20 protein-coding genes are annotated in these 25956 nt (G+C 71.0%); 9 read left to right on the plus strand and 11 right to left on the minus strand.

All coding sequences use genetic code 11. The annotated features are described in order from the left end of the window. Nucleotides 1-170 precede the first annotated feature (170 nt). Both ABGB17_RS23540 and ABGB17_RS23545 read right to left on the minus strand, forming a co-directional pair. Nucleotides 171-578 (minus strand): RICIN domain-containing protein, encoded by a 408-nt coding sequence (locus ABGB17_RS23540; RefSeq protein WP_347633044.1) that lies wholly within the window; start codon nucleotides 576-578, stop codon nucleotides 171-173. Beyond that, nucleotides 563-2500, minus strand: coding sequence for an alpha-L-fucosidase (locus tag ABGB17_RS23545; RefSeq protein ID WP_347633046.1), 1938 nt, complete (start codon nucleotides 2498-2500; stop codon nucleotides 563-565). Before ABGB17_RS23545 ends, ABGB17_RS23540 begins: the two co-directional genes overlap by 16 nt. Before the next feature lie 541 nt (nucleotides 2501-3041). Between ABGB17_RS23545 and ABGB17_RS23550 the strand changes: the two genes are divergently transcribed. Beyond that, nucleotides 3042-5342 (plus strand): beta-L-arabinofuranosidase domain-containing protein, encoded by a 2301-nt coding sequence (locus tag ABGB17_RS23550; RefSeq protein ID WP_347633048.1) that lies wholly within the window; start codon nucleotides 3042-3044, stop codon nucleotides 5340-5342. 34 nt (nucleotides 5343-5376) lie between these two features. Here ABGB17_RS23550 and ABGB17_RS23555 read toward each other — a convergent pair whose 3' ends face one another. The 3 genes from ABGB17_RS23555 to ABGB17_RS23565 all read right to left on the minus strand — a co-directional run bounded on the left by ABGB17_RS23555 (nucleotide 5377) and on the right by ABGB17_RS23565 (nucleotide 8345). Beyond that, on the minus strand, nucleotides 5377-6174 hold the full coding sequence (locus ABGB17_RS23555) for a TIGR00730 family Rossman fold protein (RefSeq protein ID WP_347633050.1): 798 nt from the start codon (nucleotides 6172-6174) through the stop codon (nucleotides 5377-5379). Between the two features lie 265 nt (nucleotides 6175-6439). After that, the gene (gene dapE / locus ABGB17_RS23560) at nucleotides 6440-7516 is read right to left on the minus strand and encodes a succinyl-diaminopimelate desuccinylase (RefSeq protein ID WP_347633052.1); all 1077 of its coding nucleotides are present in this window, start codon (nucleotides 7514-7516) and stop codon (nucleotides 6440-6442) included. Next, entirely contained in the window at nucleotides 7509-8345 is an 837-nt protein-coding gene (locus ABGB17_RS23565; protein WP_347633054.1) for a 2,3,4,5-tetrahydropyridine-2,6-dicarboxylate N-succinyltransferase, read from the minus strand. The genes dapE and ABGB17_RS23565 overlap by 8 nt, the downstream gene beginning before the upstream one ends. Nucleotides 8346-8491: 146 nt before the next feature. On the opposite strand from ABGB17_RS23565, the gene ABGB17_RS23570 reads away from it, so the two are divergent. Beyond that, complete coding sequence (locus tag ABGB17_RS23570) at nucleotides 8492-9229, plus strand: hypothetical protein (RefSeq protein ID WP_347633056.1); 738 nt, start codon at nucleotides 8492-8494, stop codon at nucleotides 9227-9229. Nucleotides 9230-9250: 21 nt separating this feature from the next. Here the strand turns inward: ABGB17_RS23570 and ABGB17_RS23575 are convergent, their stop codons facing one another. The 3 genes from ABGB17_RS23575 to fdxA all read right to left on the minus strand — a co-directional run bounded on the left by ABGB17_RS23575 (nucleotide 9251) and on the right by fdxA (nucleotide 11436). Continuing rightward, nucleotides 9251-9895, minus strand: coding sequence for a DUF4178 domain-containing protein (locus tag ABGB17_RS23575; RefSeq protein WP_347633058.1), 645 nt, complete (start codon nucleotides 9893-9895; stop codon nucleotides 9251-9253). An 11-nt stretch (nucleotides 9896-9906) separates the two neighbouring features. Then, nucleotides 9907-10986, minus strand: a complete 1080-nt coding sequence (gene dapC / locus ABGB17_RS23580) for a succinyldiaminopimelate transaminase (protein ID WP_347633060.1) — start codon at nucleotides 10984-10986, stop codon at nucleotides 9907-9909. Nucleotides 10987-11109: 123 nt separating this feature from the next. Continuing rightward, entirely contained in the window at nucleotides 11110-11436 is a 327-nt protein-coding gene (gene fdxA, locus ABGB17_RS23585) for a ferredoxin (protein ID WP_347633063.1), read from the minus strand. Between the two features lie 96 nt (nucleotides 11437-11532). Between fdxA and ABGB17_RS23590 the strand changes: the two genes are divergently transcribed. The 7 genes from ABGB17_RS23590 to cysS all read left to right on the plus strand — a co-directional run bounded on the left by ABGB17_RS23590 (nucleotide 11533) and on the right by cysS (nucleotide 21739). Beyond that, a complete protein-coding gene (locus ABGB17_RS23590; protein WP_347633065.1) occupies nucleotides 11533-11781 on the plus strand; it encodes a hypothetical protein in 249 nt (82 codons plus the stop codon). A gap of 105 nt (nucleotides 11782-11886) precedes the next feature. After that, nucleotides 11887-12978, plus strand: a complete 1092-nt coding sequence (locus tag ABGB17_RS23595; RefSeq protein ID WP_347633067.1) for an extracellular solute-binding protein — start codon at nucleotides 11887-11889, stop codon at nucleotides 12976-12978. A gap of 122 nt (nucleotides 12979-13100) precedes the next feature. Continuing rightward, nucleotides 13101-13883 (plus strand): class I SAM-dependent methyltransferase, encoded by a 783-nt coding sequence (locus tag ABGB17_RS23600; RefSeq protein ID WP_347633069.1) that lies wholly within the window; start codon nucleotides 13101-13103, stop codon nucleotides 13881-13883. A gap of 67 nt (nucleotides 13884-13950) precedes the next feature. After that, on the plus strand, nucleotides 13951-16251 hold the full coding sequence (locus ABGB17_RS23605) for a hypothetical protein (protein WP_347633071.1): 2301 nt from the start codon (nucleotides 13951-13953) through the stop codon (nucleotides 16249-16251). Nucleotides 16252-16262: 11 nt separating this feature from the next. Beyond that, nucleotides 16263-18332, plus strand: a complete 2070-nt coding sequence (locus ABGB17_RS23610) for a UvrD-helicase domain-containing protein (RefSeq protein ID WP_347633073.1) — start codon at nucleotides 16263-16265, stop codon at nucleotides 18330-18332. Between the two features lie 71 nt (nucleotides 18333-18403). Next, nucleotides 18404-20263, plus strand: coding sequence for a sigma factor-like helix-turn-helix DNA-binding protein (locus ABGB17_RS23615; protein WP_347633075.1), 1860 nt, complete (start codon nucleotides 18404-18406; stop codon nucleotides 20261-20263). An 84-nt stretch (nucleotides 20264-20347) separates the two neighbouring features. After that, a complete protein-coding gene (cysS, locus tag ABGB17_RS23620) occupies nucleotides 20348-21739 on the plus strand; it encodes a cysteine--tRNA ligase (RefSeq protein WP_347633077.1) in 1392 nt (463 codons plus the stop codon). Nucleotides 21740-22512: 773 nt separating this feature from the next. Here the strand turns inward: cysS and ABGB17_RS23625 are convergent. The 3 genes from ABGB17_RS23625 to ABGB17_RS23635 all read right to left on the minus strand — a co-directional run bounded on the left by ABGB17_RS23625 (nucleotide 22513) and on the right by ABGB17_RS23635 (nucleotide 25889). Then, nucleotides 22513-23118 carry a hypothetical protein gene (locus tag ABGB17_RS23625; protein WP_347633079.1) on the minus strand — a complete coding sequence of 202 codons (606 nt, stop codon included), beginning with the start codon at nucleotides 23116-23118 and terminating at the stop codon, nucleotides 22513-22515. 206 nt (nucleotides 23119-23324) lie between these two features. Further along, nucleotides 23325-24587 (minus strand): hypothetical protein, encoded by a 1263-nt coding sequence (locus ABGB17_RS23630; protein WP_347633081.1) that lies wholly within the window; start codon nucleotides 24585-24587, stop codon nucleotides 23325-23327. Between the two features lie 99 nt (nucleotides 24588-24686). Beyond that, nucleotides 24687-25889, minus strand: a complete 1203-nt coding sequence (locus ABGB17_RS23635; protein WP_347633083.1) for a hypothetical protein — start codon at nucleotides 25887-25889, stop codon at nucleotides 24687-24689. Nucleotides 25890-25956: the final 67 nt, after the last annotated feature.

Raw genomic sequence — 25956 nt, forward strand, 5'->3', positions numbered from 1 at the left:
GTGAGAGCGGACGACGGGGGACCGAACGCTGCGCAGGCCCCCGAACGGGGGGAACTGCCCTGCCTCGCCTACGCCGGCTTCGACGCCCGCGTGCGCTCCAGGCAGGGGCTGGAGCGCACGCCGGTGACCGGCCTCCGGAATGATCCGGGTAGGGCCCGCCAGTCACTGGATCAGGGGCGCGTCCATTTCTGGTTGTTCTGGCCGGTGCATGACCAGATGATCACGGCGGTGCCGTCCGCTGATCCCCCGCCGTTGACGTCCAGGCATCGGCCCGACCCTACGCCTCTGACCGTGGACGCCGGCGAAGTGCTGCCGGAGGGGCGAAGGTGCAGGCTGAACTCGGCGATGGCGGGGGCGGCGCGGGAGCTGGTGACGCGCAGCCTGACGCGGTTGGATCTGGAGTCTGCATGTGCGGTACCTCTCGGGTCGAGCGTGCGCCGCGCGAGCCAGGCCCGGAAGGGGTCGGCCCGCGCGGCCTTGCGACAGACGTCGGTACGAATCGGTTCGATCAGCTGGAGCCTCCTCGTCCTCTCGGGGGGACGGGGAGGGTCGCCGGACGGTGTCAGACCCGGGTCCATTTCTGGTTGGTGCCGCCGTGGCAGGTCCAGATGTGCACCTTCGTACCGTTGGCGGTGCCCGCGCCGGACACGTCCAGACACTTGCCGGACCCGACGGCGGTGATGGTGCCGTCGGTGTTGAGGCGCCATTTCTGGTTGTTCTGGCCGTTGCAGTCCCAGATGAGGACCGCGGTGCCGTCGGCGGTGCCCGCACCGTTGACGTCAAGGCACTTGTTGCCGTACACCCGCAGCTCATTGGAGTCGGTGGCGGCCCACCGCTGATTGGCCTGGCCGTTGCAGTCCCAGATCTGCGCGAGGGCACCGTTGGACTGCGAAGCGCCGTTCACGTCGAGGCATCGCCCCGACCCGGTACCCTTCAGCGCGCCTGCGCCGGTCGGCGGCTTCATCGGCCCGTTGAAGGTCAGTTTCACCACGTATGCCAGTGCCGAGTAGGGCTGGCTCGGCATGCCGATGTGCAGACCGGCGGTGTCCTGGGTGCGGCTGGGCAGGTTGATGTAGGTGCCGGCGGTGTTGCCGATGAGCTCGGCCTTGCTCAGATTGGACAGATCCATCCGTCCGCCGGCCAGCGAGGCGAGGTTGAGGGTGGAGCCTGGCCATCCGAGCACGGTCGCGTAGAGCACGGTGTTGTCCTTGCTCCGGGTGTAGCGGACGTCCTGCGCCGTGCCGGCCCGAGGCTCCACGAAGCTGCCGCCGCCCATCTTGGTCGGCCCTTCGCCGTAAGTGGCCCAGGCCCGCGTGGAATAGACCGATTCGCCGTTGCGCCGCAGGTAGGTACCGATGGCGTTCAGCAGGTCCCTTTGTGCCTGCGGGATCGAACCGTCGGCTCTGGGGGAGATGTTCAGCAGCATGTTGCCGTTCTTGCTCACCCGGTCGATCAGCGCGTGGAGCAGCGCGGCCGGACTGTAGTACGAGATCCCGTTGGTGTAGGACCAGGACGGGTTGCTGACGGCGTCGTCGGTCAGCCAGTAGGGATAACGGATGTCGGCGGGGCCGCCGCGCTCGTAGTCGAACACCTCGCCGTTGGTGTTGAAGCCGTCCTTGTACGCGACGACGACTTCTTTGCCCCACGCGTTGGCCTGGTTGTAGTAGTACGCCAGGAAATTGAGCCGCTTGGACTCCTCGACGAGGTACAGGCCGCCGTCCTGCCAGATCATGTCCGGCTGGTACTTGTCGATGACCTCCTTCAGCTTGTCGTACCACAGCTGCTGCTCCGCGGCTGAGCCGAGCTGGCCGTACAGCTTCTTCAGGGTCGTGGTCGGCTGGGAAGGCACGTGGTCGTAGTAGCCGGTGAAGTTGTACAGGTGGTGCAGGGTGACCAGGAACTTCAGGTCCTTGGCGCGGATCGCGTCGGCGAAAAGCCGCACCAGATCGAGCTTCGGCCCGCGGGCGACCGAGTTCCACTCGTTGACCTGGCTGTTCCACATGGAGAAGCCGTCGTGGTGCTCGGCGACCGGCCCGGCGAACTTGGCCCCGGAGTCGGCCACCAGCTGCGCCCACTCGGCGGGGTCGAAGTTGCCGCCCTGCGACTTGAGCTTCGGCGTGAACTGCACCCAGTTGCCGGCCTTGTTGCGCGCGCCGTCGATGAAGTTGTGATACGGCCACGCCGAGGGGTCACCATAGACGCTCTTGTGGTGGTTGTTCTCGTTCGAACCGTTGATGTACATGGTGCGCGGATACCACTCGGTGCCGTACTCAGGCGTGGCGAAGGCGCCCCAGTGCCAGTAGACGCCGAACTTCGCGTCCTGGAACCAGTCCGGAGCGGCCGGATGCTGGTCGACCGACGCCCATGTGGGCTCGTAGACGGCGGGAGCGGCCTCCGCCGTTCCCGCCGCGGCGGGAACGGTGAGGAGAGCCCCGGCGAGCAGAGCGGTACCGGCCAGAGCGGTCTGTTTGCGTAGCCGCGACAGCTTGATGGGGCGCACGCTGACTCCCGTCGATGGTGCGGTCGTATCGATTCGATCGCCTCTGGCCCACACGGTAAGGATCGGTTTTCCGCTGTCAAGGCGGAAACTTTCCGGGCCGGCTGTCGTGCGTGCCGCTCGCGCCGAGCATGCGCGAGCGACGGCGCCGGTGGCTTCGGCCTTCCGGCCGGAGAAGGGACGGCAGATCAGTAGGGCCTATTTTCCGGGTATGCGATGGAACTTTCACGACCGCACCCTTCTCGGGAAGAGGCCCTCCCGCAGTCCGGGGAGGTGGTGAGCCTCACACGACATCTCCGACAAGACATCATACGTCATATGTGTTGCACATCAACGTGCGCAGTCCCTAGAAACAGAAACACCGCAACTTCGGAAACAGAAACGCACATCGCCGGCCCGTCTGACGACTTCAGACGGGCGCCGCTCGGCACTCCCCGCCTCGGCCTCCTCACCGGGAGCCCATCACCGGCTGGGGAGCGGACGGATCGCTCCCTCCAGGCATCCTCGGATTGTTAGCGCTAACAGATCGTCTTACGGAGGCCACATGTCGCTCCCCCCGCTCAGCCGCCGTCAACTTCTCCGAGCCGCCGGCGTGGCCGTGGCCGCTTCCGCGGCAGGGCCGGTGCTCGACTCCTCGGTGGCCACGACCGCGGGCGCGGCGGCCCGGCCCGACATCGGGGTGTCGGCGTACCCGTTCGAGCTCGGGCAGGTGCGGCTGACGACCGGTCGCTGGCTGGAGAACCAGAACCGTACGCTGTCATATCTGCGGTTCGTCGACGCGGACCGATTGCTGCACACCTTCCGTCTCAACGCCGGCCTTCCCACTTCGGCCCAGCCGTGCGGGGGGTGGGAGGCGCCGAACATGGAGTTGCGCGGGCACACGATCGGCCACGTGCTGTCGGCACTGGCGCAGGCGTACGCCAACACCGGCGACTCGGCCTGCAAGTCCAAGGGCGACTACCTGGTCAACGCGCTGGCGGCCTGCCAGGCGGCCTCACCGGGCCGGGGGTACCACACCGGCTACCTCTCGGCGTTCCCGGAGAACTTCTTCGACCGGGTGGAGAGCGGCCAGCAGGTCTGGGCACCGTGGTACACCCTTCACAAGATCCTGGCAGGGCTGATCGACCAGTACGTGCTGGCCGGCAACAGCCAGGCCCTCACCGTGGCCACCAACATGGCCGGCTGGGTGGACTGGCGCACCGGCAGGCTCAGTTACACACAGATGCAGTCCGCTCTGAACAACGAGTTCGGCGGCATGAACGCCGCTCTGACCGACCTCTACCAGCAGACCGGCGACGGCCGGTGGCTCACGGCCGCGCAGCGGTTCGACCACGCCGCGGTGTTCAACCCGCTGGCGTCCGGCAACGACCAGCTCAACGGCCTGCACGCCAACACCCAGGTACCCAAGTGGATCGGCGCGGCGCGGGAATACAAGGCCACCGGCACGACCCGCTACCGCGACATCGCCACCAACGCCTGGAACATCACCGTAGGCGCGCACACCTACGTCATCGGCGGCAACAGCCAGGCCGAATACTTCCGTGCGCCCAACGCCATCGCCGCGTACCTGTCGAACGACACCTGCGAGAGCTGCAACACCTACAACATGCTCAAGCTCACCCGGGAGCTGTTCACGCTGTACCCCGACCGGGCCGACCTGTTCGACTACTACGAGCGCGGCCTGATCAACCAGATGATCGGCCAGCAGAACCCCAACGACGGCCATGGCCACGTCGTCTACTTCACCCCGCTCAACCCCGGCGGCCGCCGGGGTGTCGGTGGCGTCAACAGCGGCTACAGCACCGACTACAACTCGTTCTGGTGCTGTCAGGGCACCGGCCTGGAGACCCACACCAAGCTGGCGGACTCCATCTACTTCTCCCGCGACTCCACGCTGACCGTGAACCTGTTCGCGCCGTCGGTGCTGAACTGGACCCAGCGCGGCATCACCGTCACCCAGACCACCGCCTACCCGGTGAGTGACACCACCACGTTGCAGGTCACCGGGAACGCCGGCGGGTCGTGGTCCATGCGCGTCCGCATCCCCTCCTGGGCCGCCGGAGCCACGATCGGCGTCAACGGTGTCCAGCAGGACGTGGCCACCGCTCCCGGCACCTACGCCACGCTGACCCGCACCTGGGTCTCCGGCGACACCGTCACCGTCCGTCTGCCCATGCAGCCCGTCACCCGCCCGGCCAACGACAACGCGGGCATCGCGGCGATCACGTACGGCCCGGTGGTCCTCGCCGGCAACTACGGCAACACCACGCTCAACGCCCCACCGGTGCTGAACCCCGCCACCGTCACCCGCACCAGCGGCACCGCACTCACCTTCACGGCCACCGCCGGCGGATCGGCGGTCAACCTGATCCCGTTCCACGACGCCCATGGCGTCAACTACAACGTCTACTGGAACATCGGGGGCGGGAGCACACCCACGGGCTGGGTGCGGATCGGCAACGTGACCACCGGCCTGGTCCTCGACAGCGGCGGCAACGTCGCCTCGGGATCGGCGCTCAAGCAGTGGAGCTGGGACGGCAGCACCAACCTGCAGTGGCAGCTGGTGGACCTGGGCAACGGTTACTTCCGCATCGTCAACCGCACCAACACCATGGTCGCCGACAGCTGGGGCAACACCGCCAACGGCGCCAACTGCCTGCAGACGACCTGGAACGGCGGCAACAACCAGCAATGGCGGCTCAACAGCATGGGCAACGGCCGCTACCAGATCGTCAACCGCGGCACCGGCACCGCCCTGGACGGCGCCGGCACCACCACGGTCGGCTCCACCGTGAAGCTGTGGACCCCGAACGCCAGCACCAACAACCAGTGGACCATCACCTGACGCGGCGTCGCCGACGCCTGCGCCGAGCATGGAATCAGAACTCCGCCCCTTGCTCGGCAGCGGCCTGGACGCGGGCCTCGACGACGGCCTGCTCTGCCCGGCGGCGGCCGTCCACGATGTAGCGCACCGCTTCGTCGGGGTCGTCGGTGAGGTGGAGCAGCTTGGGGTCGTCGGGGGAGATCATTCCGTTGCCCAGCAGGGTCTCGTTGATCCAGTCGAGGAGGGGACGCCAGAAGGTGGTGCCGAGCAGCACGATGGGGAACTGGGTGATCTTGCCGGTCTGGACGAGGGTCACGGCTTCGAAGAGTTCGTCGAGGGTGCCGAAGCCGCCGGGGAGGACGACGAAGGCGTCGGCGTACTTGACGAACATGGTCTTGCGGACGAAGAAGTAGCGGAACTCTATGCCGAGGTCCACGTAGTCGTTGAGCTTCTGCTCGAAGGGGAGCTCGATGCCCAGGCCCACGGAGATGCCGCCGGCTTCGCGGGCGCCCTTGTTGGCGGCTTCCATGCAGCCGGGGCCGCCGCCGGTGATCACGGCGTAGCCGGCCTTGGCCAGGGCGCCGCCCAGGCGGACGCCCAGGTCGTAGTCGGGGGTGCCGGCGGGGGTGCGGGCGGAGCCGAAGACCGTGACGGCGGGGGGGAGATCGGCAAGCTGGCCGAAGCCCTCGACGAACTCGGCCTGGATGCGCAGGACCCGCCAGGGGTCCATGTGCAGCCACTCGGTGGAGCCTCGTTGGTCGAGGAGCCGTTCGTCGTATGTGGACTCGGGGAGGAACTTGCCCCGGACCAAGGCGGGGCCCTGACGGCGCTCCTCACGTGTGCGTTCGCTCATGCGGTTCACGCTAACCGGCCTGGGGGACGCGCGGGACGTCCCCAGGTTGCCCGGGTCATGAAAGAATCTTGAAAAATCTGCGAAGGACCGGGGAACCGGTTGTCCGGCACGCCACGTCTAAGAGTCGAGGGTGCTGCTCGGGACTGAAAGTGGCTTTCCCCGCCAAATGGCCGGCGAGGAAAGCCACTTTCTTTTGTGCCGTCCCTGCTTGGAGCTGCATGAGCGACATGAGCGGTACGGGCCCTAAATGGGTTTTGAGGGGGTTTTAGGCCCCGGTGCCCAGCCAGCGCAGCATACGCCGTTCACATGCCACGATCTTTTCGAGCTCGACGTACTCGCCCTGCTGGTGCGCCACGTGCGGGTCGCCGGGGCCGTAGTTGACCGCGGGCACGCCGAGGCGGGAGAACAGCGACACGTCGGTCCAGCCCAGCTTGGCCCGGGGCTCGCCGCCGATCATCTCGGCGAAGGCCGCCGCCACCGGGTGCGTGAGGCCGGGACGGGCCCCGGGGGCGCCGTCGGTGAACCGCACGGCGTACCCGTCGAACAGCTCCCTGATGTGGTCCTGGGCCTCGTCAAGGGACCGGTCGGGCGCGAAGCGGTAGTTCACCGTCACCACGCACGCGTCGGGGACGACGTTGCCCGCCACCCCGCCGGTGATGCCGACGGCGTTCAGGCCCTCGCGGTAGGCGAGGCCGTCCACCACCGGCTCCCTCGGCCGGTAGGAGTTCAGCCGGTCGAGCACGGGCGCCACGGCGTGGATGGCGTTCACGCCGAGCCACGAGCGGGCGCTGTGCGCGCGGCGGCCGGTGGTGGCGATCTCGGCGCGCAGCGTGCCCTGGCAGCCGCCCTCGATCTCGCCGCCGGTGGGCTCCATCAGCACGGCGAAGTCGCCGGCCAGCAACTCGGGCCGGGTGCGGCTCAGGCGGCCGAGGCCGTTGCGGGACGCGTCGACCTCCTCGCACTCGTAGAACACGTACGAGACGTCGCGGGACGGCCGTTCCAGCGCGGCGGCGAGCTTGAGCGCGACCGCGACACCGCTCTTCATGTCCGAGGTGCCGCAGCCGTACAGCAGGCCGTCCTCGACGCGTGAGGGCAGGTTGCCCGCCACCGGCACGGTGTCGATGTGCCCGGCGATCACGACCCGCTCGGCGCGGCCGCCGCCGGTGCGGGCGACGACCGCGTCGCCGTCCCGCACGACCGACAGGTGGGGCAGCGGGGCGAGCGCCGCCTCGATCATGTCCGCGAGGGGCTTCTCGCCGCCGCTGACCGACTCGACGTCCACCAGGGCCGCCGTCAGGTCCCGGACGTCCGAGGACAGGTCAAGCGGCGGCGTGTCAGGCATTGACACCGTGCTGGCGCAGCACGTCGTTCAGCTCGGACTTGCTGTGGCGCCGCCCGGGCTCCAGGCGCTTGAGCACCAGCACGCAGGGCAGCCCGAAGGTGCCGCCGGGGAACTCCCGCTGCCGGGTGCCGCCGACCGCCACGCACCAGTCGGGGATGTGGCCGCGGCTGATCTCCTCGCCGGTCTCGACGTCGATCACCGGCACCGACGCCGACAGGATCGTGCCCGCGCCCACCATGGCGCCCTTGCCGACCCGGGCGCCCTCGACGATCATCGAGCGGCTGCCGATCATCGCCTCGTCCTCGATGACCACCGGCACGGCGTTCGGCGGCTCGAGCACGCCACCGATGCCGACGCCGCCGGACAGGTGGACGTTCTTGCCGATCTGGGCGCAGGAGCCCACCGTGGCCCAGGTGTCCACCATGGTGCCGCTGTCGACGTACGCCCCGATGTTGGTGAAGGACGGCATGAGCACCACGCCTGGCGCGAGGTAGGCGCCCCACCGGGCGATCGCCCCGGGTACCACGCGCACGCCGTCCAGCGTGGACTTCAGCGGCACACGGTCGTGGTGCCGGAAGTCACCGACCTGGCTCTCCGCCATGCCGAGCACGCGGAAGCCGAGCAGGATGGCGCGCTTGGCGCGCTCGTCCACGACCACCTCGCCGGAGGCGTCGTCCACGAAGGCGACCCGGGCCTGGCCGGTGTCCAGCATGTCCACCGCGCCGACGATCACACCGCGCGCCTCGGCGTCGCCGGGCGACAGCTCGTCGCGGCGCTTCCACAGGTCCTCGACGGCTGCGGGCAAGGGGCTCTCGAAGGTCTCGCTCATGGAACGGGAGCTTAGTGCCGCACGCGGACCGCGATCGGGCCGGTAGGTTCTTCAGCGTGGCACGGCGTTTCTCACGAGCGGTTCTGACGATCATCGCCATCGTTGTCGTGCTCAGCGTGGCGATATTTTTCGGCATTTATCACCTTTTGAACAGAGCGAAGCCTTTCGCCCTTGGTGAGCACTGCCAGGTCACCACCTCCCTCGGCACCCTCGACCTCGAGATCGAGCAGGCCCAGATCTCCGCGACCATCGCCGCCGTGGCCGCGCGGCGCAAACTGCCCGAGCGGGCCGTGCAGATCGCGTACGTCACCGCGATCCAGGAGTCCAAGCTGCTCAACCTTCCGTTCGGGGACCGCGACTCGGTGGGGGTCTTCCAGCAGCGGCCCTCGCAGGGCTGGGGCACCGTCGACCAGCTCCAGGACCCGGTGTACGCGACCGGCAAGTTCTTCTCCGCGCTGGTCAAGGTGAAGCGCTACCAGAAGCTGCCGCTGCACGACGCCGCGCAGGCCGTGCAGCGCTCGGCGGACGGCTCGGCGTACGCCCAGCACGAGACCGACGCCCGCATCCTCGCCGCCGCGTTCACCGGCCGGGTGCCGAAGGCCGTGCACTGCTGGTACCCGCCGCCGGAGAAGCCGGTCACCTTCCAGGCCACCAAGGCACGCAAGGAGCTCGGCCGGGCCCTCGGCGACGCACCGCAGAGCAACCAGATCGACGCGGCGTCCGAGCGGCGGGGCTGGCTGATCGCCGCCTGGTCGGTGGCCCACGCGCAGAAGTTCGGCCTCCACCAGGTGCGCTACGCCGGTCTCTCCTGGACCGCCGCCGCCGGCCACGACGGCTGGCTCACCGACGCCAAGGCCGGCACGGGCCAGGTCGTGATCGCCTGACCCGGACGGCCCCCGTCGTGGTCAGATCAGGCGGTCCACCTGGATGGAGCCCGGGGACAGCGGCTGGGCGTACGCGGCGGTCCACGCCTGGCCCTGCACGCGGTTGAAGGTGAGCAGGCGGCCGTCGCCCGCGCGGTAGTCGGCGAAATCGATGAGGCCGCGCTCGGGGTAGCCGGTCAGGCCCTCGGACCGGAAGGCGGCCGTGCCCCGCTCGATGGGGAAGAACTCCACGCCCTGCATGATCAGCATGCTCTTGGCGGGCACCATGCCCTCGGTCGGCACCGGCGTCCACAGGTGGACCTCGAGGTGCGACAGGTCCCCGTGCGCGTCGCCCCGCTCGCGGACCGAGAGCCACTGGTAGTGGCGCATGCCCTCCTCGAGGAGGTACTCGATCCACTGGTCACCCTGCCAGGACAGGTGGAGCGCGCCGATGACCCGGGCCCGCACCCCCCGCCGGTCGACGGTGTCCCCCACCTTGATGGTCCGCGGGTCGAGGTACTCCGGCTCCACCCGGGGGGCCGGGTCCGGCTGAACCGGTTCAGCGAACGGCGGAGCCGCGCGAGGAGCCGAACGGGCCCCGCGTTCGCTGCGCCGGGTGCCGAGGTAGGTGCCCAGCACGACGACCAGGATGGCTGCGCTCACGGCGAGCACGACCGCAACGGTCATGCCGCGGGATATTACTGGAGCCGGAGCACGGCCGCATTGATCCTCTCGTCACTGGCCGTCATCGCGACCCGGATGTGCGAGCCGCCGCCCGGCCCGTAGAAGTCGCCGGGGGCCACCAGGACGCCGAGTTCGGCCAGTGCCCCCGCCTGCTCCCAGCACGGACGGCCGTCGGACGCCCACAGGTAAAGCCCGGCCGTGGAGTGGTCGACCCGCCAGCCCGCCTTCTCCAGCGCGGGGCGCAACGCGGCCCGCCGGGCGGCGTACCGCTCGCGCTGCGCGGCGGCGTGGGCGTCGTCGTCCAGCACGGCGGCCATGGCGGCCTGCACCGGCTGCGGCACGATCATGCCCGCGTGCTTGCGCACCTCCAGCAGCCGCGCGACCAGGGCGGGGTCGCCCGCGACGAACCCGGCGCGGTACCCGGCGAGGTTGGAGCGCTTGGACAGCGAGTGCACCGCGAGCAGCCCCTCGTGGGAGCCGCCGCTGACGTCCGGGTGGAGGATCGAGACCGGGTGCTCCTCCCAGCCGAGCTCGATGTAGCACTCGTCGGACGCCACCACCGCGCCGCGCTCGCGTGCCCAGTCGACGACCTTGCGCAGATGCTCGGGCGGCAGCACACGCCCCGTGGGGTTGGACGGGGAGTTCACCCACACCAGCGGCACCCGCTCGGGGCCGAGGGCGAGCAGCCCGTCGGAAGCGTACGGCGTGGCGCCGGCCAGCCGGGCGCCGACGTCGTAGGTGGGGTAGGCCAGCGCGGGGTGCACCACGTGGTCGCCGGGGCCCGCGCCGAGCAGCGTGGGCAGCCACGCGACGAGCTCCTTGGAGCCGATCGTGGGCAGGACGGCCTCGGGGGCGACGGTCACGCCGTGGCGGCGGGCCAGCCAGCCGGCGGCGGCCTGCCGCAGGCGCGCGGTGCCGTACGTGAGGGGGTAGCCGGGGCTGTCGGCGGCGCCGGCCAGGGCCTCCTGGGCCACCGCGGGCACCGGGTCCACCGGGGTGCCGATGGACAGGTCCACGATGCCGCCGGGATGCGTGAGCGCCCGCTCCTTGTACGGCGCCAGCCGGTCCCACGGGAAATCTGGCAGGCCGATCACCGCATCACTCCTGAGGTGCGAACGTTCCAACGGCGCCGGCCCGGGGCCATGACACGGCATGGACGGGTGGTACCGCGACCGAGGTCACGGTACCCGTGGCACCACGTGCAGACGGGCGGGCGATCAGTGCTCCTCCGCCTGCGGGGGAAGCGCCGCCACGATCGGGTGGTCCCGGTCGATCTTACCGACCTTGGACGCCCCACCGGGCGAGCCCAGCTCCTCGAAGAACTCCACGTTGGCCTTGTAGAAGTCCTTCCACTGGTCGGGCGTGTCATCCTCGTAGAAGATCGCCTCGACCGGGCACACGGGCTCGCACGCGCCGCAGTCCACACACTCGTCTGGGTGGATGTACAGCATGCGGTTGCCCTCGTAGATGCAATCGACCGGGCACTCTTCGATGCACGCCTTGTCCAGCACATCCACGCAAGGCTGCGCGATGACGTAGGTCACCTCGGACTCCTTCTTTCCGCACGACGACGACCGCGGGTTGCTAGACCTAGTATTGCCGCGAGGGCCACGTGTCCGAAACGGAGGGGGGCAAAGCTGTTGACGGCGCGCTTCGCGGGCAGGCTGGTCATCGCGGTGACCCCGTCCGACATCGGCCGCCGCGTCACGATCAGGCGTGCCGATCCCGACGGATTCCGCGACACGGTAGGGGTTCTGACCTCCTGGGACCGCGGCGTGATCGGGGTGCGCAAACGTGACGGCACCCTCGTCGAGATCGCCGAGTCGTCCGTCGTGGCCGCCAAGGTCGTCCCCGACCCGCCGGCCGTGAACCGCCCCGCCTCCCGCTGACGATCCCCGGCCGCCCGCCACGGCCCGGCAGGCGCCGCCCCAACACCGGTCAAAGCCCCGCGTGCCTCCTCGACCCGCGCACCCGTGACGCCGAGTATTCATGGTGTGACCATACGTGCCGCAGCCGTCGCAGCAACCCTCGCGCTCCTCGCCGCCGCCGCGGCCGGGTGCTCGTCCTCGCCGCGCGAGCCGAAGAAGGAGCAGCCGATCGACCCGCGCGCCGCCGGGCTGGCCGAGGGCTTCGGGACGATGGACCGCCTGGTGGAGGCGGCGCGGCGCGAGGGCGCGCTGAACCTCGTCGGCGTGCCGCGCGACTGGGTGAACTTCGGCGCCGTGATGGACCGCTTCACCGGGCACTACGGCATCAGGATCAACGTGGCCGAGCCCAAGGCGAGCAGCCGCAGGGAGATCGAGATCGCCAAGGCGGCGCCGCCGCAGGACGCGCCGGACGTGTTCGACCTCGGCATGGACGTCGCCGTCGCCAACGCCGAGCGCTTCGCGCCGTACCGCGTCACCGCGTGGCAGGACGTGCCGGACGCGCTCAAGGACTCCGGCGGCCGGTGGTACGGCGCGTACGGCGGCTACATGTCCATCGGCTACGACCCGCGCAAGGTGAAGGCGCCGCGGGCGTTCGCCGACCTGCTGGCCCCCGGGTACGCCGTCGCGCTCGCCGGCGACCCGCTGCGCACCGCCGCGGCGTTCAACGGCGTGATGGCGGCTTCCCTCCAGAACGGCACGCCGGAGGCCAAGCGGGGCGTCGAGCTGTTCGCGAAGCTGAAGAAGTCCGGCGGGTTCAGCAAGCCGTCCAAGGCCAACACCCTGGTCGACTGGGACTACGTGAACGCCGCCAAGGCCGCGCAGACCGCGGGCGACGACACCCCGGCCTGGAAGGTCGTGATCCCGAAGGGCGCGGTGCTGGCGTCCTACTACGTGCAGGCGATCAACAAGAAGGCGCCGCACCCGGCGGCCGCCCGCCTGTGGGAGGAGTTCCTCTTCAGCGACGAGGCGCAGAACCTCCTGCTGAAGGGCTTCGCACGCCCCGCGCGCATGGAGGCGCTGGAGATGAAGGGGGTGCTGGACCGCCAGGCCGCGGCCCGGCTGCCCGCCGTCACCGGCAGGCCCGTGATGCTGACGATCCCGCAGGCCGACGCCGCCAAGACCTATCTCAAGGCGAACTGGACCACCGCGGTGGGCTGACCCCGCGCGCTCGCGAGCCGGCCAGAGCAAGCTCTCCGACCGATGTGTGGCACGGACATCAAAGCCTTAAAGTGTCCGTACCCATAAGGACACGGACAAGCGATGTCGGAGAATGCGAGCTGATGGCCTTGCGATACGACACGCCGAGTTTGATGCGGTGGAACGCTCGCGCCTATGACAGCTCCTTCGGCTACGTCTCGGCGCACGGCGCGCCGCTGATCGAACTGCTGGACCCCCAGCCCGGCGAGCGCATCCTCGATCTCGGCTGCGGCACCGGGGTGCTCACCGCGGACATCGCGGCCCGGGGTACCACGGTCCTCGGCATGGACGGCTCGGCCGCGATGATCGAGGTGGCGCTCGCGCAGCACCCGGGGCTGGACTTCATCGTGGGCGACGGAGCCAACTTCCGGGTCCTCGACTCCTACGACGCGGTGTTCTCCAACGCGGCGCTGCACTGGATGGGCCGCGACCCCGACGCGGTGATCCGCTGCGTGCGGGCGGCGCTGGCGCCGGGCGGGCGGTTCGTGGCCGAGATGGGGGGCGCGGGCAACTGCGCCGCGCTGACGTCCGCGATGCTGACCGCGTGGCGCGAGCACGGTCTGAGCGAGCCCGACCTGCCGTGGTACTTCCCGACGCCCGCCGAGTACGCCGTGCGCCTGGAGAGGTGCGGCTTCACCGTGCGGCTGCTGGAGTACTTCGACCGGCCGACCCCGCTGGACGAGTGCCCGAACGGCGCCGCCGACTGGGTGCGGATGTTCGCGGGCTACCTGCTGGACGGCGTGCCGCCCGCGACGGTGGAGCCGTTGCTGCGGCGGGTCAACGAGCTGGCGGCCCCGGCGCTGCGCCGGGAATCGGGGTGGGTGGCCGATTACGTGCGGTTGCGCTTCGCGGCCGTACGGGCGTAACGGCGTCTACGATCGTGCGATTTGCCAGACTATGTTCTGGTCCTGACATCACCGGAGAGGAAACGGGATGAACTTCTGCCTGAGTGATCTCGTGCCTCCGCTTCGCTGGAGTGACGCGGCGGGGTTCTCGCAGCTTCGCGACCTGCCCGGGCTGCCGGACGCGTGGTGGCGTTCGCTGCCCGTCACCCAGGTGTTCGCCGTACTCGGGCCCGAGGCGCTCGGTGAGCTGCTGACGGAGCTGGCGCTTGAGCACTGGCCGGCGGCCGCGGTGGGCGACGTGCTGCCGGCGTTGCATGTGATGGATCCCGAGGAGGCCGACGAGCCCCAGGTCTCCATCGCGCTCGACCGTGTGGGCTCCTGGCACGGGCTCCTGGCGCTGACCGGCAGGGAGCTGTCGGACCAGCCGTTCATCCGTCCCCGCCCGGTGCTCGCCGCGTTGTTCAGCACGGTGTTCACCCGCCTGACCGCCGGCGCCAAGGCCCCCGCGGAGAAGGCGCCGGACGAGCGGGTGCCCGCCGCGCCGCGGGCCCCCATGCCCGCCGTCCCTGAGCGTGAGCCGCTGCCGGTGCGCCGCCCGGCGCTGCCCAAACGGCAGACGCGGCAGGCCATCGACCCCGGCGACCCGCTCGGCCTGGCCGCGGCCCGCCTGGCCACCGCCGCGCTGGAGCAGCGGGTGTTCGGCGACGCCGTCGCGGGCAGCCCGACGACGTCCCGCCCGTCGATGTTCACCCCGCCACCCCGCCCCGAGCGCCCGTCCCCCGCCCCCCGGTACGACCCGTCGCAGACCCCGGTGCCCCCGCCCTCGACGCCGGCGTCGATACCGTCCCCGACACCCCCGGCTCCGTCCCCGACGCCTCCGGCCCCCTCCTCGATGCCCCCGGCCCCGTCCCCGACGCCTCCGGCCCCGTCCTCGATGCCCCCGTCCCCGACGCCTCCGGCGCCCGCCGCCGGCGAGCCGGACCCCGATCCGCTCGGCACCGACCGGACCCGTCACGAGCCGTCCCCGGACCCCCTCGGCCGCGGTGAGCCGTCCCCCGATCCCCTCGGCCCCGACCCGCTCGGCCCCGGCGAGACCGGCGAGACCGCCGCCGAACCCGCCGCCGAGGACGGGCCGCTCGACCGGCAGGACGGCGACGCCGGGGAGCCCGAGCGCGCCGGCACCGAACCCGGCGAGTCGGCCGGCCCGGTGGGCACCAGCACCGACGAGCTCAGCACGGCGGGCGAGGAGCGCGACATGGTCGCGATCATCGACGCCGCCTTCGCCGGCCTGGACGACAAGACCTGGACGGTGGCGCAGAACCACGTCTTCACCGACGCCCCCGCCGCTCCCGAGGAGCTCGCCAAACTGTTCGCCGTCCCCGCCGAGGAGATCGTCGCGCTGGAGCAGGAGCTGCGGCAACGGCTCGCCGAGTGGCTGGAGAGCCCCGACGCGGCCCCCTACGCGCAGTACCTGGAGAAGCTGCCCGGCACCCTCGGCGTCGCCGCCCCGAGGTCACGGCTCGTCGCCGCGGCCCCCTGGCACACCCGTGAGCTGCGCTCGCTGGACGTCCCCGCGTGGCAGTTCGTGCTCGCCACCCTGCCCGGCTACACGGTGCAGGAGGGCTGGCTGGTCTCCGAGGACGTCAACGAGCTGCGTGAACGCACCTGCGCGCTGATCCTGGACGCCGAACGCCCGCCCACCGTGGCCCGGGCCCTCGAGCTGGTCTCCACGCTCGGCATCCACCCGGAGGTCGCCAAGGAGTGGCTGGAGAGCGTGCCGCAACTGCGCATCCAGAGCTCCAAGCCCGCGGCCGGCCAGGAGGCGGAGCGGCCGAGGCAGCAGGAGGTCGCGCACTCCGTGCCGGACGGCCGGCTGAAGGACGTGTCGATGACCCGCAGGTGTTTCCGGCACCCGGACGGCCTGTGGTGGCTGCGGGTGGACGTGGCGCCCGAGCAGATCAACGGCGGCGAGTGCCCGCTGCCGAGCGGGTTCGCCGCGTACCTCGGCATGTCCCCCGGCGAGAGCCGCACGGTGAACAGCGCGACGGGCGACATCACGCTGAGCTGGCAGACCCGCCCCGTCATCGAGTCGCTCGGCGGGCTGCTCACCGACATGGAGGCCACACCGGGCGCCCACCTGTTCCTCACCGTCGCCGAGGAGGACGAGGTGCTGCGCACCCGCCTGGTGCCCGCGGCGTCCGGCGACGCCGACAAGGGGGCGATGGCGCTGCGGCTGGCGGGGCACACGTCGGGCGGCACCGAGTCGCTCGAGGAGACGATCCGCGTGCTCGCCACCCGCATCGGCATGACCGGCCCGGTCGGGCTGCCCGAGCTGATGAACCGGCTACGTGAACGCGGGGACCGCGACCTGCTGTCCCTGATGGTCTGACAGGAGCCCCGGTGCCCCGGCTCGCCATCGCCCCAGAGGTCCATCGGGATCTCGGTGCGCTGGCGCCCGCGGCACGCCAGGAGGCGGTGGTGTCGCTGCGCCGGTTCCTGCGCGGCGCCACCTCGGCCCCGCATCCCGAGCGGGTGCGCAACACCCGCGACCCCCGGGTGGCGACGATGCGGCTGACCGTCCACCACCGGGGCGTGGTGGTGCGGCAGCGCGACGTCTACTGGATGCTGGCGGTGCTGCCGGACGCCGAGGCCTGGTCGTACGCCCAGCGGCACCGTTTCGCGGTCAACGCCGCCGGCGGGATGGCGGAGGTGTGGGACGCCGCCGCGCTCGAAGCCGTGGAGCCCGCGTTGCGCCGGGCCGCGGAGTCGGGGGGGCGGCGGCTGTTCGCGCACGTCTGCGACACCGACCTGCTCGGGCTCGGCATCGACACCTGGCTGCTGCCCCTGGTGCGGCTGATGGCCAGTGAGGCGACCCTGGAGGCGCTGGAGCCGCTGATCCCCGAGAGCCAGTACGCGCCGCTGTCGGTGCTCGCCGACGGCGGGTCGGTCGCCGAGGCGTGGCGGGCGCTCGACGCGTGCGCGGCCGTCCCCGCGACGTCGGTGGACGTGAGCGACCTGGCCGCCGCGCTCGAACGCACGCCGGGGAGCGCGGTGTTCGTCGTGGACGCCGAGGAGCTCGACCACCTGCTGGACCGCCCGCGGTGGTGCGGCTTCCCGTACGCGGTCCAGTACCGCATCGCCTACCACGACGGCCACGACGGCCCGGTGCTGGTGACCGGCGGGGCCGGCACCGGCAAGACCGTGCTCGCGCTCCACCGCGCCGCGCATCTGGCGCGCACCGGCGGCGGCCGGGTGCTGGTGGTGACGTTCTCCCAGGCCACGGTCGCGGACGTCGCCGCCAAGCTGGACGTGCTGGTGGACGACGCGCGGGTGCGGGCCCGCATCGAGGTCGGCAACGTCGAGCGCCTCGCCCACCGCATCGTCGCCGAGGCCGAGGGACGGCCGCCGCTGCTGGTCGGCGCCCCCGACGTCGCCACGCTGTGGCAGGAGGCCGCCGAGCTGTACGGCGCGCCGCACAGCCCCGCGTTCCTGATGCGCGAGTGGGAGCAGGTGATCCTCGCGCAGAACCTGTGCACCATGCAGGAGTACCTCGCCGCGTCCCGCCCGGGCCGCAGCGTGGAGCTGGACCGCGGCGAGCGGGCCGAGGTGTGGCGGGCCATCGAGCACGTCACCGGGCGGCTGCGCGAGACCGGCAGGCGCACCCTGCTTCAGCTGGCCGCGCGGGCCAGCACACTGCTCGGCCGGACCACCGGGGACCTGCTCGGCGACGACGCGCCCGGCCACGAGCCGTACCGGCACATCGTGGTGGACGAGGCGCAGGACCTGCACCCGGCGCAGTGGCGGCTGCTGCGCGCCGCCGTGCCCCCGGGGCCGGACGACCTGTTCATCGTGGGCGACCCCCACCAGCGGGTGTTCGACACCCGCATCGCGCTCAGCACCCTCGGGATGAAGGCCGAGACCTACCGGCTCACCGTGTCGCGCCGCCTGTCGCAGGAGACGCTCACCTGGGCGGTGCGGCTGCGCGGCGGCGGCCCTGTGGACGGCCTGGTGGACGGCGTCACCGAGCTCGCCGGGTTCCGCGCCGGCCACTCGGGGCCGCGCCCGGCCGTCCGGGAGTACACCTCGCCGGACGCCGAGCTCGCCGGGCTGGTCGCCCAGATCAGGGACTGGCTCGCCGAGGGGGTGCCCGCGGGCGCGATGGCCGTCGCGGCCCGATCGGCGGACCTCGTGAAGAACGCCAAGGCGGCGCTCGGCGCGGCGGGCCTGCGCGTGCGGGTCACCCCGCTGCACGGGCTCAAGGGCCTGGAGTACCGCCGGGTCGCCCTGATCGGCGTGGCCGAGGGCGTCGTCCCCGCCCCCGGCTCGCTCACGCCCGCCGAGGAGGACCCGACCGCCCGCGCGCACGATCTGCAACGGGAACGTGGCCTGCTGTACATGGCGTGCACCCGGGCCAGCGAGCGCCTTTATGTGTCCTATTCAGGGCGGGCAAGTCCCTTTCTCCCACCCTGACCCAATAACCTGAACCCGCGGAATGGACCCCGTCTGATCCCACCACACGCCCCATGCCGGTTTGGACCTCCATGAATCTGAGCCTTAGCGACATCGTGCCTCCCCTGCGCTGGACCGCACCCGGCGAGGTCGAGCCGATCGCGAGCGACCCCCGTCTCCCGGACGCGTGGTGGCAGGCGCTTCCCATCGACCGGGCCTGCCTGATCGCGGGCACCGCTCAGGTGGCCTCGCGGCTGACCGACCTCGCCGTGGCCTGCTGGGGGCACTTACCGCTCGGCGACATCCTGCCGCTGCTCAGGATGATCGACCCCGAGCGCGCCGCGCGCACCCCCGACTCCCGGGAGACGGTGCGCACGATCTTCGCCGACGTGCTTGACCGGCTGATCGCGTCCACGGCCCCCGCCGGGCGTGAGCCGGCCGCCGCGCCCGCGCCGCCGGTGCGGCAGGACCGCCCGATCCCCGAACTGATCGACGACATCTTCGCGGCGCTCGACGACCGGCAGCGGGCCATCGCCCGGGACCGGGTGTACGCCGAGCGGCGCGTCACGCTGGACGAGCTGGCGCAGCGGTTCTCCGTGACCCGCGAGCGCATCAGGCAGATCGAGCGGGACCTGCGCGACCACGTGCAGGCCCGGCTCGCGGGCCCGGAGGCCGCGCCGCTGGCCGCCCACCTGACGTGGCTGCGCGGGCGGCTCGGCTCGGCCGTGCCCGCCGACGACCTCGCCGCCGCCGTCCCCTGGCACCGCACCGAGCTGACGACCCTCGGTGTGCCGGCCTGGCGGTTCGTGCGCACGCTGCTCGCCGGGTACGAGCAGGTGGACGGCTGGCTGGTCACCGGCGGCGCCGACGAGCTGAAGGAGAAGACGCGTCAGCTCTTCACCGACGGGCCGGTGAAGCTGCCCGAGGCGGTCGGCATGGTCGCCCAGCTCGGCGTGCGCGAGGACGTCGCGGAGCGGTGGCTGGCCGCCGTGCCGAACCTGCGCATCCTTGAGGGGCACGTCGTGCCGTGGCCGCGCAGCGTCAACGAGAAGGCCGAGGCGGTGCTGGCCGTGGCCGAGGGGCCGCTCAGCCCTGAGGAGATCCAGACGCGGATCGGCGAGGACTACAGCCTGGTCGGCATCCGCAACCAGCTCACCGCCGACAGCCGCTTCCTGCGGGTGGACCGCAACCGGTACGGGCTGGCGCGCTGGGGCGGCGAGGAGTACATCGGCATCCGCGAGATGATCGTGCGCGAGATCGAGCGGGCCGGCGGCGAGGCGTCGGTGAACAGCGTCGTCACCGCCCTCACCTCCAAGTACGAGGTCAGCGAGAGCTCGGTGCGCGCGTACGCGGGCGGGCCGGGGTTCGAGCGCACCCAGCGCGGGTGGATCCGGGTGGCGGCCCCCGAGCAGGCCGAGCCGTACAGCCCCCGCCGGGACGTGTCCATGACGCGGCGCTCGTTCCGTAGCCGCGACGGGCGCTGGTGGCACCGGGTGGACGTCAACGGAGAGCACCTGCGCGGGTCGGGCTCGCCGCTGCCCACCGGGTTCGCCGCCCACCTCGGCATGGCGCCGGGCGGGCAGCTCACCACGTCCACGCCGTCGGGCGACGTCGTGATCAGTTGGCACAACCAGCCGACCATGGGGTCGATCCGGGCCATCCTCGCCGACTACAGCGCAGGCGAGGGCGACTCGATCTTCCTGACCGTGTCGGACGGCGGGGAACTGCTCACGCGCTACCTGCCGCAGGCCGCGTCCGGCCTGCCGCCGATCAACATGGCCCTGCACCTCATCGGGTACACCGCGCCGGTGGCCTCGGAGGCGGAGGCGCTGCGGCTGATCGGCGCCCGCATCGGCCTGCCGGACGGCGCGTCCCGCGACGAGATCCTCACCCGGCTGCGCGAGCGCGGCGACCGCGACATCCTCGCCTTCCTGGACCCCGAGGCCGTCTGACACCCGCCGCCCCGGGGGCGTCCGCCCCCGGGCCGTCCACAGGCGCCCCGGACAGGCGCCCGATCATGTCCTAAGCTCTTGGTCATGTTGAGGCTGTACGACACCAGGACCAGGCGGCCGGAATCGATCGTTCCAGAGGGTGCGCGCGTGGTGCGCGACTACACCTGCGGGCCGACGGTCTACCGCTACGCCCACGTCGGCAACCTCCGCTCCTACCTGCTGCCCGACCTCATGCGCCGGGTCCTCGAGCGGCGCGGCGTGCATGTCGTCGTGTGCCAGAACATCACCGACGTCGGCCACCTGGCCGACGACGACCAGATCGACGCCACCGGCGAGGACAAGGTCCTCGCCCAGGCCCGCCGCGAGGGCCGCTCCGCCCTGGAGATCGCCCGCTTCTACGAGGACGCCTTCCGCCGCGACACCGAGAAGCTCAACATCCGGCCTCCCGAGCACACCCCCCGCGCCACCGAGAGCATCGATCTGATGATCGAGATGATCGCCAAGCTCATCGAGCGCGGCCACGCGTACGCGTCCGGCGACGGCTCGGTCTTCTTCGACGCGACAAGCTTCCCCACGTACGGCGAGATCTCCGGCAACCGCCTGGACGCGCTGAAGCCCGGCCACCGCATAGAACCCGACGAGCGCAAACACTTCCACGCCGACTGGGCCCTGTGGAAAGGCTCGGAGACCGTGAGCGAGATGACCTGGGACAGCCCCTGGGGCCGCGGCTTCCCCGGCTGGCACATCGAGTGCTCCGCCATGTCCCTGCGCTTCCTCGGCGACCACATCGACGTCCACACCGGCGGCAAGGACCTCCGCTTCCCCCACCACGAGGACGAGCGAGCCCAGTCCAACTCGACGGTGGGCCACGACGTGGTCAGCCACTGGGTCCACGGCGAGCACGTCCTGTTCGACGGCCGCAAGATGGCCAAGAGCACCGGCAACGTCGTCCTGCTCTCCGACGTCGAGGCCGCCGGCCTTGACCCCCTGTCCGTCCGCCTGGCCTTGCTTGAACACCGCTACCGCCAGCAGATGAACCTCACCTGGGACACCCTCACCGCCGCCGACCGCACCCTCCGCCGCTGGCGCCAGCAGGTGGCCACCTGGGCCGAATCCCCCAGCGCCGCCCTGAACAAGCCCTACGCCGACCGCGCCCGAGACGCCTTCGAAGACGACCTGGACACCCCCCAGGCCCTCCGCGTCCTGCGCGAACTGGAACGCGACGAATCAGTCCCCCCCGGTTCCCGCTTCGAGACCTTCCTCCACCTCGACCACGTCCTCGGCCTGGACCTCTCCGCCGACATAGGCAAGCCCCCCAAGGTCCCCGTCCTCCCCGAAGGCGCCGCCGAGCTCCTGGAGGCCCGCGCCAAAGCCAGAGAAGCCAAGGACTGGCCCACCTCCGACCGCCTCCGCGACGACCTGGCCGCCCTGGGGGTCAAGGTGACAGACACCCCAGAAGGCCAGACCTGGGCCTGACCTCCCCCCTGCCGTCCCTCGTCGTCCTCAGGGATCATCTTCACGCTCCGGCCCCGGCTCTGGACGTGCTCCACGGTGTGCCGGTCCAGGACGTCCCACTGGTCGCGGTCCCCGTAGTCATGGCAGAGAACGCACCGGCAACCGGGTGTGGGCCGCTTGAGCACCTCCCGGTCAAATGGGGGACGCATTAGGCTGATTGTGGGTGGCTTGGAGGAAGGGCGGATGTGGATGAGTGAGAGCGATCCGCATATCCATGTCGAGCGGGACGTGATGCGGGCGGGGGCGGGGTATCGCAACTTGGTCGTGTCGATTTTCGGGAAGGCGCCGGACTCGCCTGGTGTCGTGGTCACCGGTTGTGGGGTTCAGGTGCCTTATGTGATGACCTCGACGCGGCCGGAAAGTGTTACCTGTCTCGGGTGCCGGGAACACGCTCGGCGGGAGTATCTGCGGTATGCCGAGCAGGTGGAGCGGCTGGGGCGGCTGCCTGGTGCGCCTTTCAGTGGGGAGGACGCGGTGAAGGCCGCCCGGTGGGCACGGGAGCACGCGGGGAGGTTCTCCGGCTAGGGGGTCAGGAAATCGACGACGAATCCGGATATAGCCGCTCTTCTTGTCGTCAGGTACGTCGCCCATCTGACGTGCTCGGTGCCGATACCGGCGAAGTGCGTTAATCCTCCAGGCCGACCGATATCGGGTCGCTGCCACGTTCGACGACGTACCTGTTCCCACTGTACAAAGATAGCGGAACGGCTCAACTGTTGAATGCCGAGTACGCACTAACTGGGAGTCGCACCGGGGAGCGGGAGGGCGGGGTCGGCCTCGGTGAATTTCAGCGGCACGGGGCCGTAGCGCTCGGGGAGTTCGGCGGACGCCTTTTCCGTGTCGGTGGTGCCCACTTCCACGGCGGAGCCGTCGGCCAGCGGTGCGACGGTCGTGATGGGGACGCCTTTACGGGTCCAGTAGTCGATGTCGCCGGTGACGCGCTGGGCCAGGGCCTCCAGCCGGCGGGCGGAGTGAGCCGCGTCGCGCAGTCGCAGGGGGGCGTCCGGGAACTCGGCACTCAGCGAGGCGTCCAGCGCCTTGGACGGGACGCGGTAGACGAGCAGCTTGTCGCCGTTGAGCACCACGCCGGCGTACTGGTCGGGGTGGTTCTGGCGAAGGTGTTCCTCGACCTGACCGGCCAGGACGGTCAGCCGCACTTGATCCGCCTGGCCGGGCACGGGTCCTGTGGCGCTCGGCTGGGGGGCCGGGGCTCCCTCGGCGGAGGCGCCGGTGTCGCCGGAGCCGGGGGCGGCGCAGGCCGTCAGGGCGGTGATCAGGCAGCCGATGAACGCCGCTCCGAGAACGGTGGCCGTGGAACGGTGGTGACGGTTCTGATTCATGGTGAACGCCTCCCGATCGCTGGCTCGACTCCCTGTAAAACGAAAAGTGGACGCGATGCGTTCACGCGGTCATGGAAAGGCACCATGCGGTCCTCCGATAAACGATCATAGTGGCACCCGAATGACGGCGATGGGCACGAAAGGAGGCCGGCGCCCGGGGCGCCGGCCGTTGATCCGTTCGTAAGAGTTATTCCTGGACGTGCCGGTCACCCGGTGACAACAGTGATCCCGGGGAAGGCCGCGGTCGCGTTGCTCCACGGGGAGTAGTAGACGCGGGCGGAGCAGAGGCGGTTGGTGACGTAGCCGGTGCAGGGGACCCGGGCGCCGCCGTCGATGGCGCTGATCGAGCCGGCCGCGGACACCTGAGAGGTGCTGCTGGGGGCGAGGACCTCCACCGGGGCGCCGCTGTCGCCCTGGCCGGCGGCGTTGGTGAAGGCGGCCTGGTCGGCGCGGACCATGCCCTGGAGCAGGTAGCCGCTTCCCGCGTTGAGGGTGACGTTGACCGCCGTGACCCGGACGTTGCACGTGGTGCCGGAGAAACCGCCGGAGACGCAGACGAACATGCCGATGAGGGAACTCGTGGTGCCGATCACCGGGTTGCTGTACTCCGTGGCCACGCTCCCGACCGGGTTGTTGTAGACCCGCCCGGCGGAGCCGGTGGTGATGAGCAGCAGGTCACGCGGGTTGTTGGTGTGGGTGACGGGGCCGATGACCTGGCCGGTCGGGTCCGTGGCGGTCTGGCCGACGTTCGCGCAGTGCCTGCCGGACAGCAGCCTGGTGGCGCCTTGGTAGGTCACCGCGAACCCCGTCGTGCAGAAGGCCGAGCCGCCGGTCCCCCACACGCCACCACCCCACCACGGCGGGCTGTCGTCCCAGCGGCTGGCGAGCTCGGGCCGCACGCCGTGTTCCAGCGTGACCGGCACCGCCGCACCGGCGACCGCCGTACGGGCCGCACCGACGGTGGCGACGGAGGCCGTCAGCCCCGACCCGTCCTGCAGCGGCGCGACGGAGGTCAGCACGTCGCCGTTCTCGCGCATCAGACGGTCCGCCGCACGCTCCAGCTCACGCGCCGAGTACCGCGCGGGCAGCACGCTGACGGCCACGTCCCGCCGTAACCGCTCCACGAGGTCGCCGACGCGGGCGGGGAGCTCGCCCTTCCAGTACACGCGCAGCTCGCGGTGCTCCGGCGCCGCGACGACACCGGCGTAGCCGTTCTTGTCCGGCACGGCGGTGATCCGGTCGGCGGCCCTGACCATTCTCTGCTGATCGAGCAGCAGTTCGTCCCAAGAGGCGTAGCCGCCCGGCACCGGGCCGGTGTGCTCGACGGCGCCGGTGGTCGGGGGCTTGACCGGGTCCGGCGCGCCGGCGGCCTGGGCGGTGCCCATCCCGGTGACGGCCGTCAGGATTCCCATCGCCACGGCCAGGTGACGTAATCGTGCCGCTCGGGGGCTTGATCGGAGGGTGCTCACGGATGGCTCCTCTCGGAGGGACGGAGGATGACGAAAAGGGACCGGAGCCATGGCCCCGGTCCCTGATCACTCGCATCAGAACGTGTCAGATCGCGTCGATCACGAGGTGACCATGGTGATGCCGGGGTACGCCGTGACCGCGTTGGTCCACGGGGAGTAGTAGATGCGCCAGGTGCAGACCCGGCCGGTGGGGCGGTAGCCGGTGCAGGGGACCTGGGTGCTGTAGTCGGTGGCGGTGACGATGCCGGCGGCGTACACCTGGTTGGTGTTGCTGGCGTCGGGGATCTCGACCGGGCCGCCGCTGTCGCCGCCGCCGGCCGCGTTGGTGAAGGAGAGCTGCTCGGCGCGGGCGGTGCCGTAGATCAGCCAGCCCGGGTTGATCGTGACGTTGACCGCTTTGACCTGGATGTTGCAGTTGGTGCCGGAGAAGCCACCGGAGGTGCAGACGTACAGGCCGACGTAGGAGCTGTTGGTGCCGACCACAGGGTTGCTGAACTCGGTGGCCACGTTCCCGATGGGGTTGTTGAAGACGCGGCCGGCGGCGCTCGCGCCGATGAGCAGCGAGTCACGGGAGGCGTTGTCGTGCGTGACGGTGCCGATGACCTGGCCGGTCGGGTCCGCGGCGGTCTGGCCGACGTTCGCGCAGTGCGCCGAGGTCCATATCTTGCTGACGCCCTGGTAGGTCACCGCGAAACCGGTCGTGCAGGCGGCCGAGGGAGTGCCCCACACGGCGCCGCCCCACCACGGCGGGCTGTCGTCCCAGCGGCTGGCGACCTTGGGCTGCACGCCGTGCTCAAGGGTGACCGGCACCGCCGCGCCGGCGATCGCCGTGCGGGCCAGACCGGTCGCGGCGGTGGTGGCCCTCAGGCCCGAGCCGTCCTGGAGCGGCTCGATGGAGGTGATCAAATCACTGTTCGCACCGATGAGGCGGTTCGCCTCACGTTCGAGCTCACGAACCGAGTACCGCGCGGGTAGGACACTGATCGCCACGTCACGCCGCAACTGACCCACGAGGCCGTCAATCTGCCGGGGCGCCTTGCCCTTCCAGTACAGGCGCAGTTCGCGGCTCTCCGGAGCCAGCACGATGCCGGCGTACCCGCCGCCGTCGCCTGCCGCGGCGGTGATGCGGTCGGCGGCCTTCACCATCTTCTGCTGCGCCAGCAGCAGGTCCTTCCACGAGGCGTAGCCACCCGGCACCGGCCCGGTGTGCTCGACGGCCCCGGTGGCCCGGGGCTTGACCGGGTCCGGCGCGCTCGCCGCCTCAGCGGTGCCCATGCCGGCGGCGATCACGATGCCCATCACCACAGCCAGACGACGGAACCGCGGTGACCTGATGGCTCCTGGGGGTTGTTCACCGATCCTCCTCAGC

Source organism: Sphaerisporangium sp. B11E5 (assembly GCF_039871875.1).
Lineage (GTDB): Bacteria > Actinomycetota > Actinomycetes > Streptosporangiales > Streptosporangiaceae > Sphaerisporangium.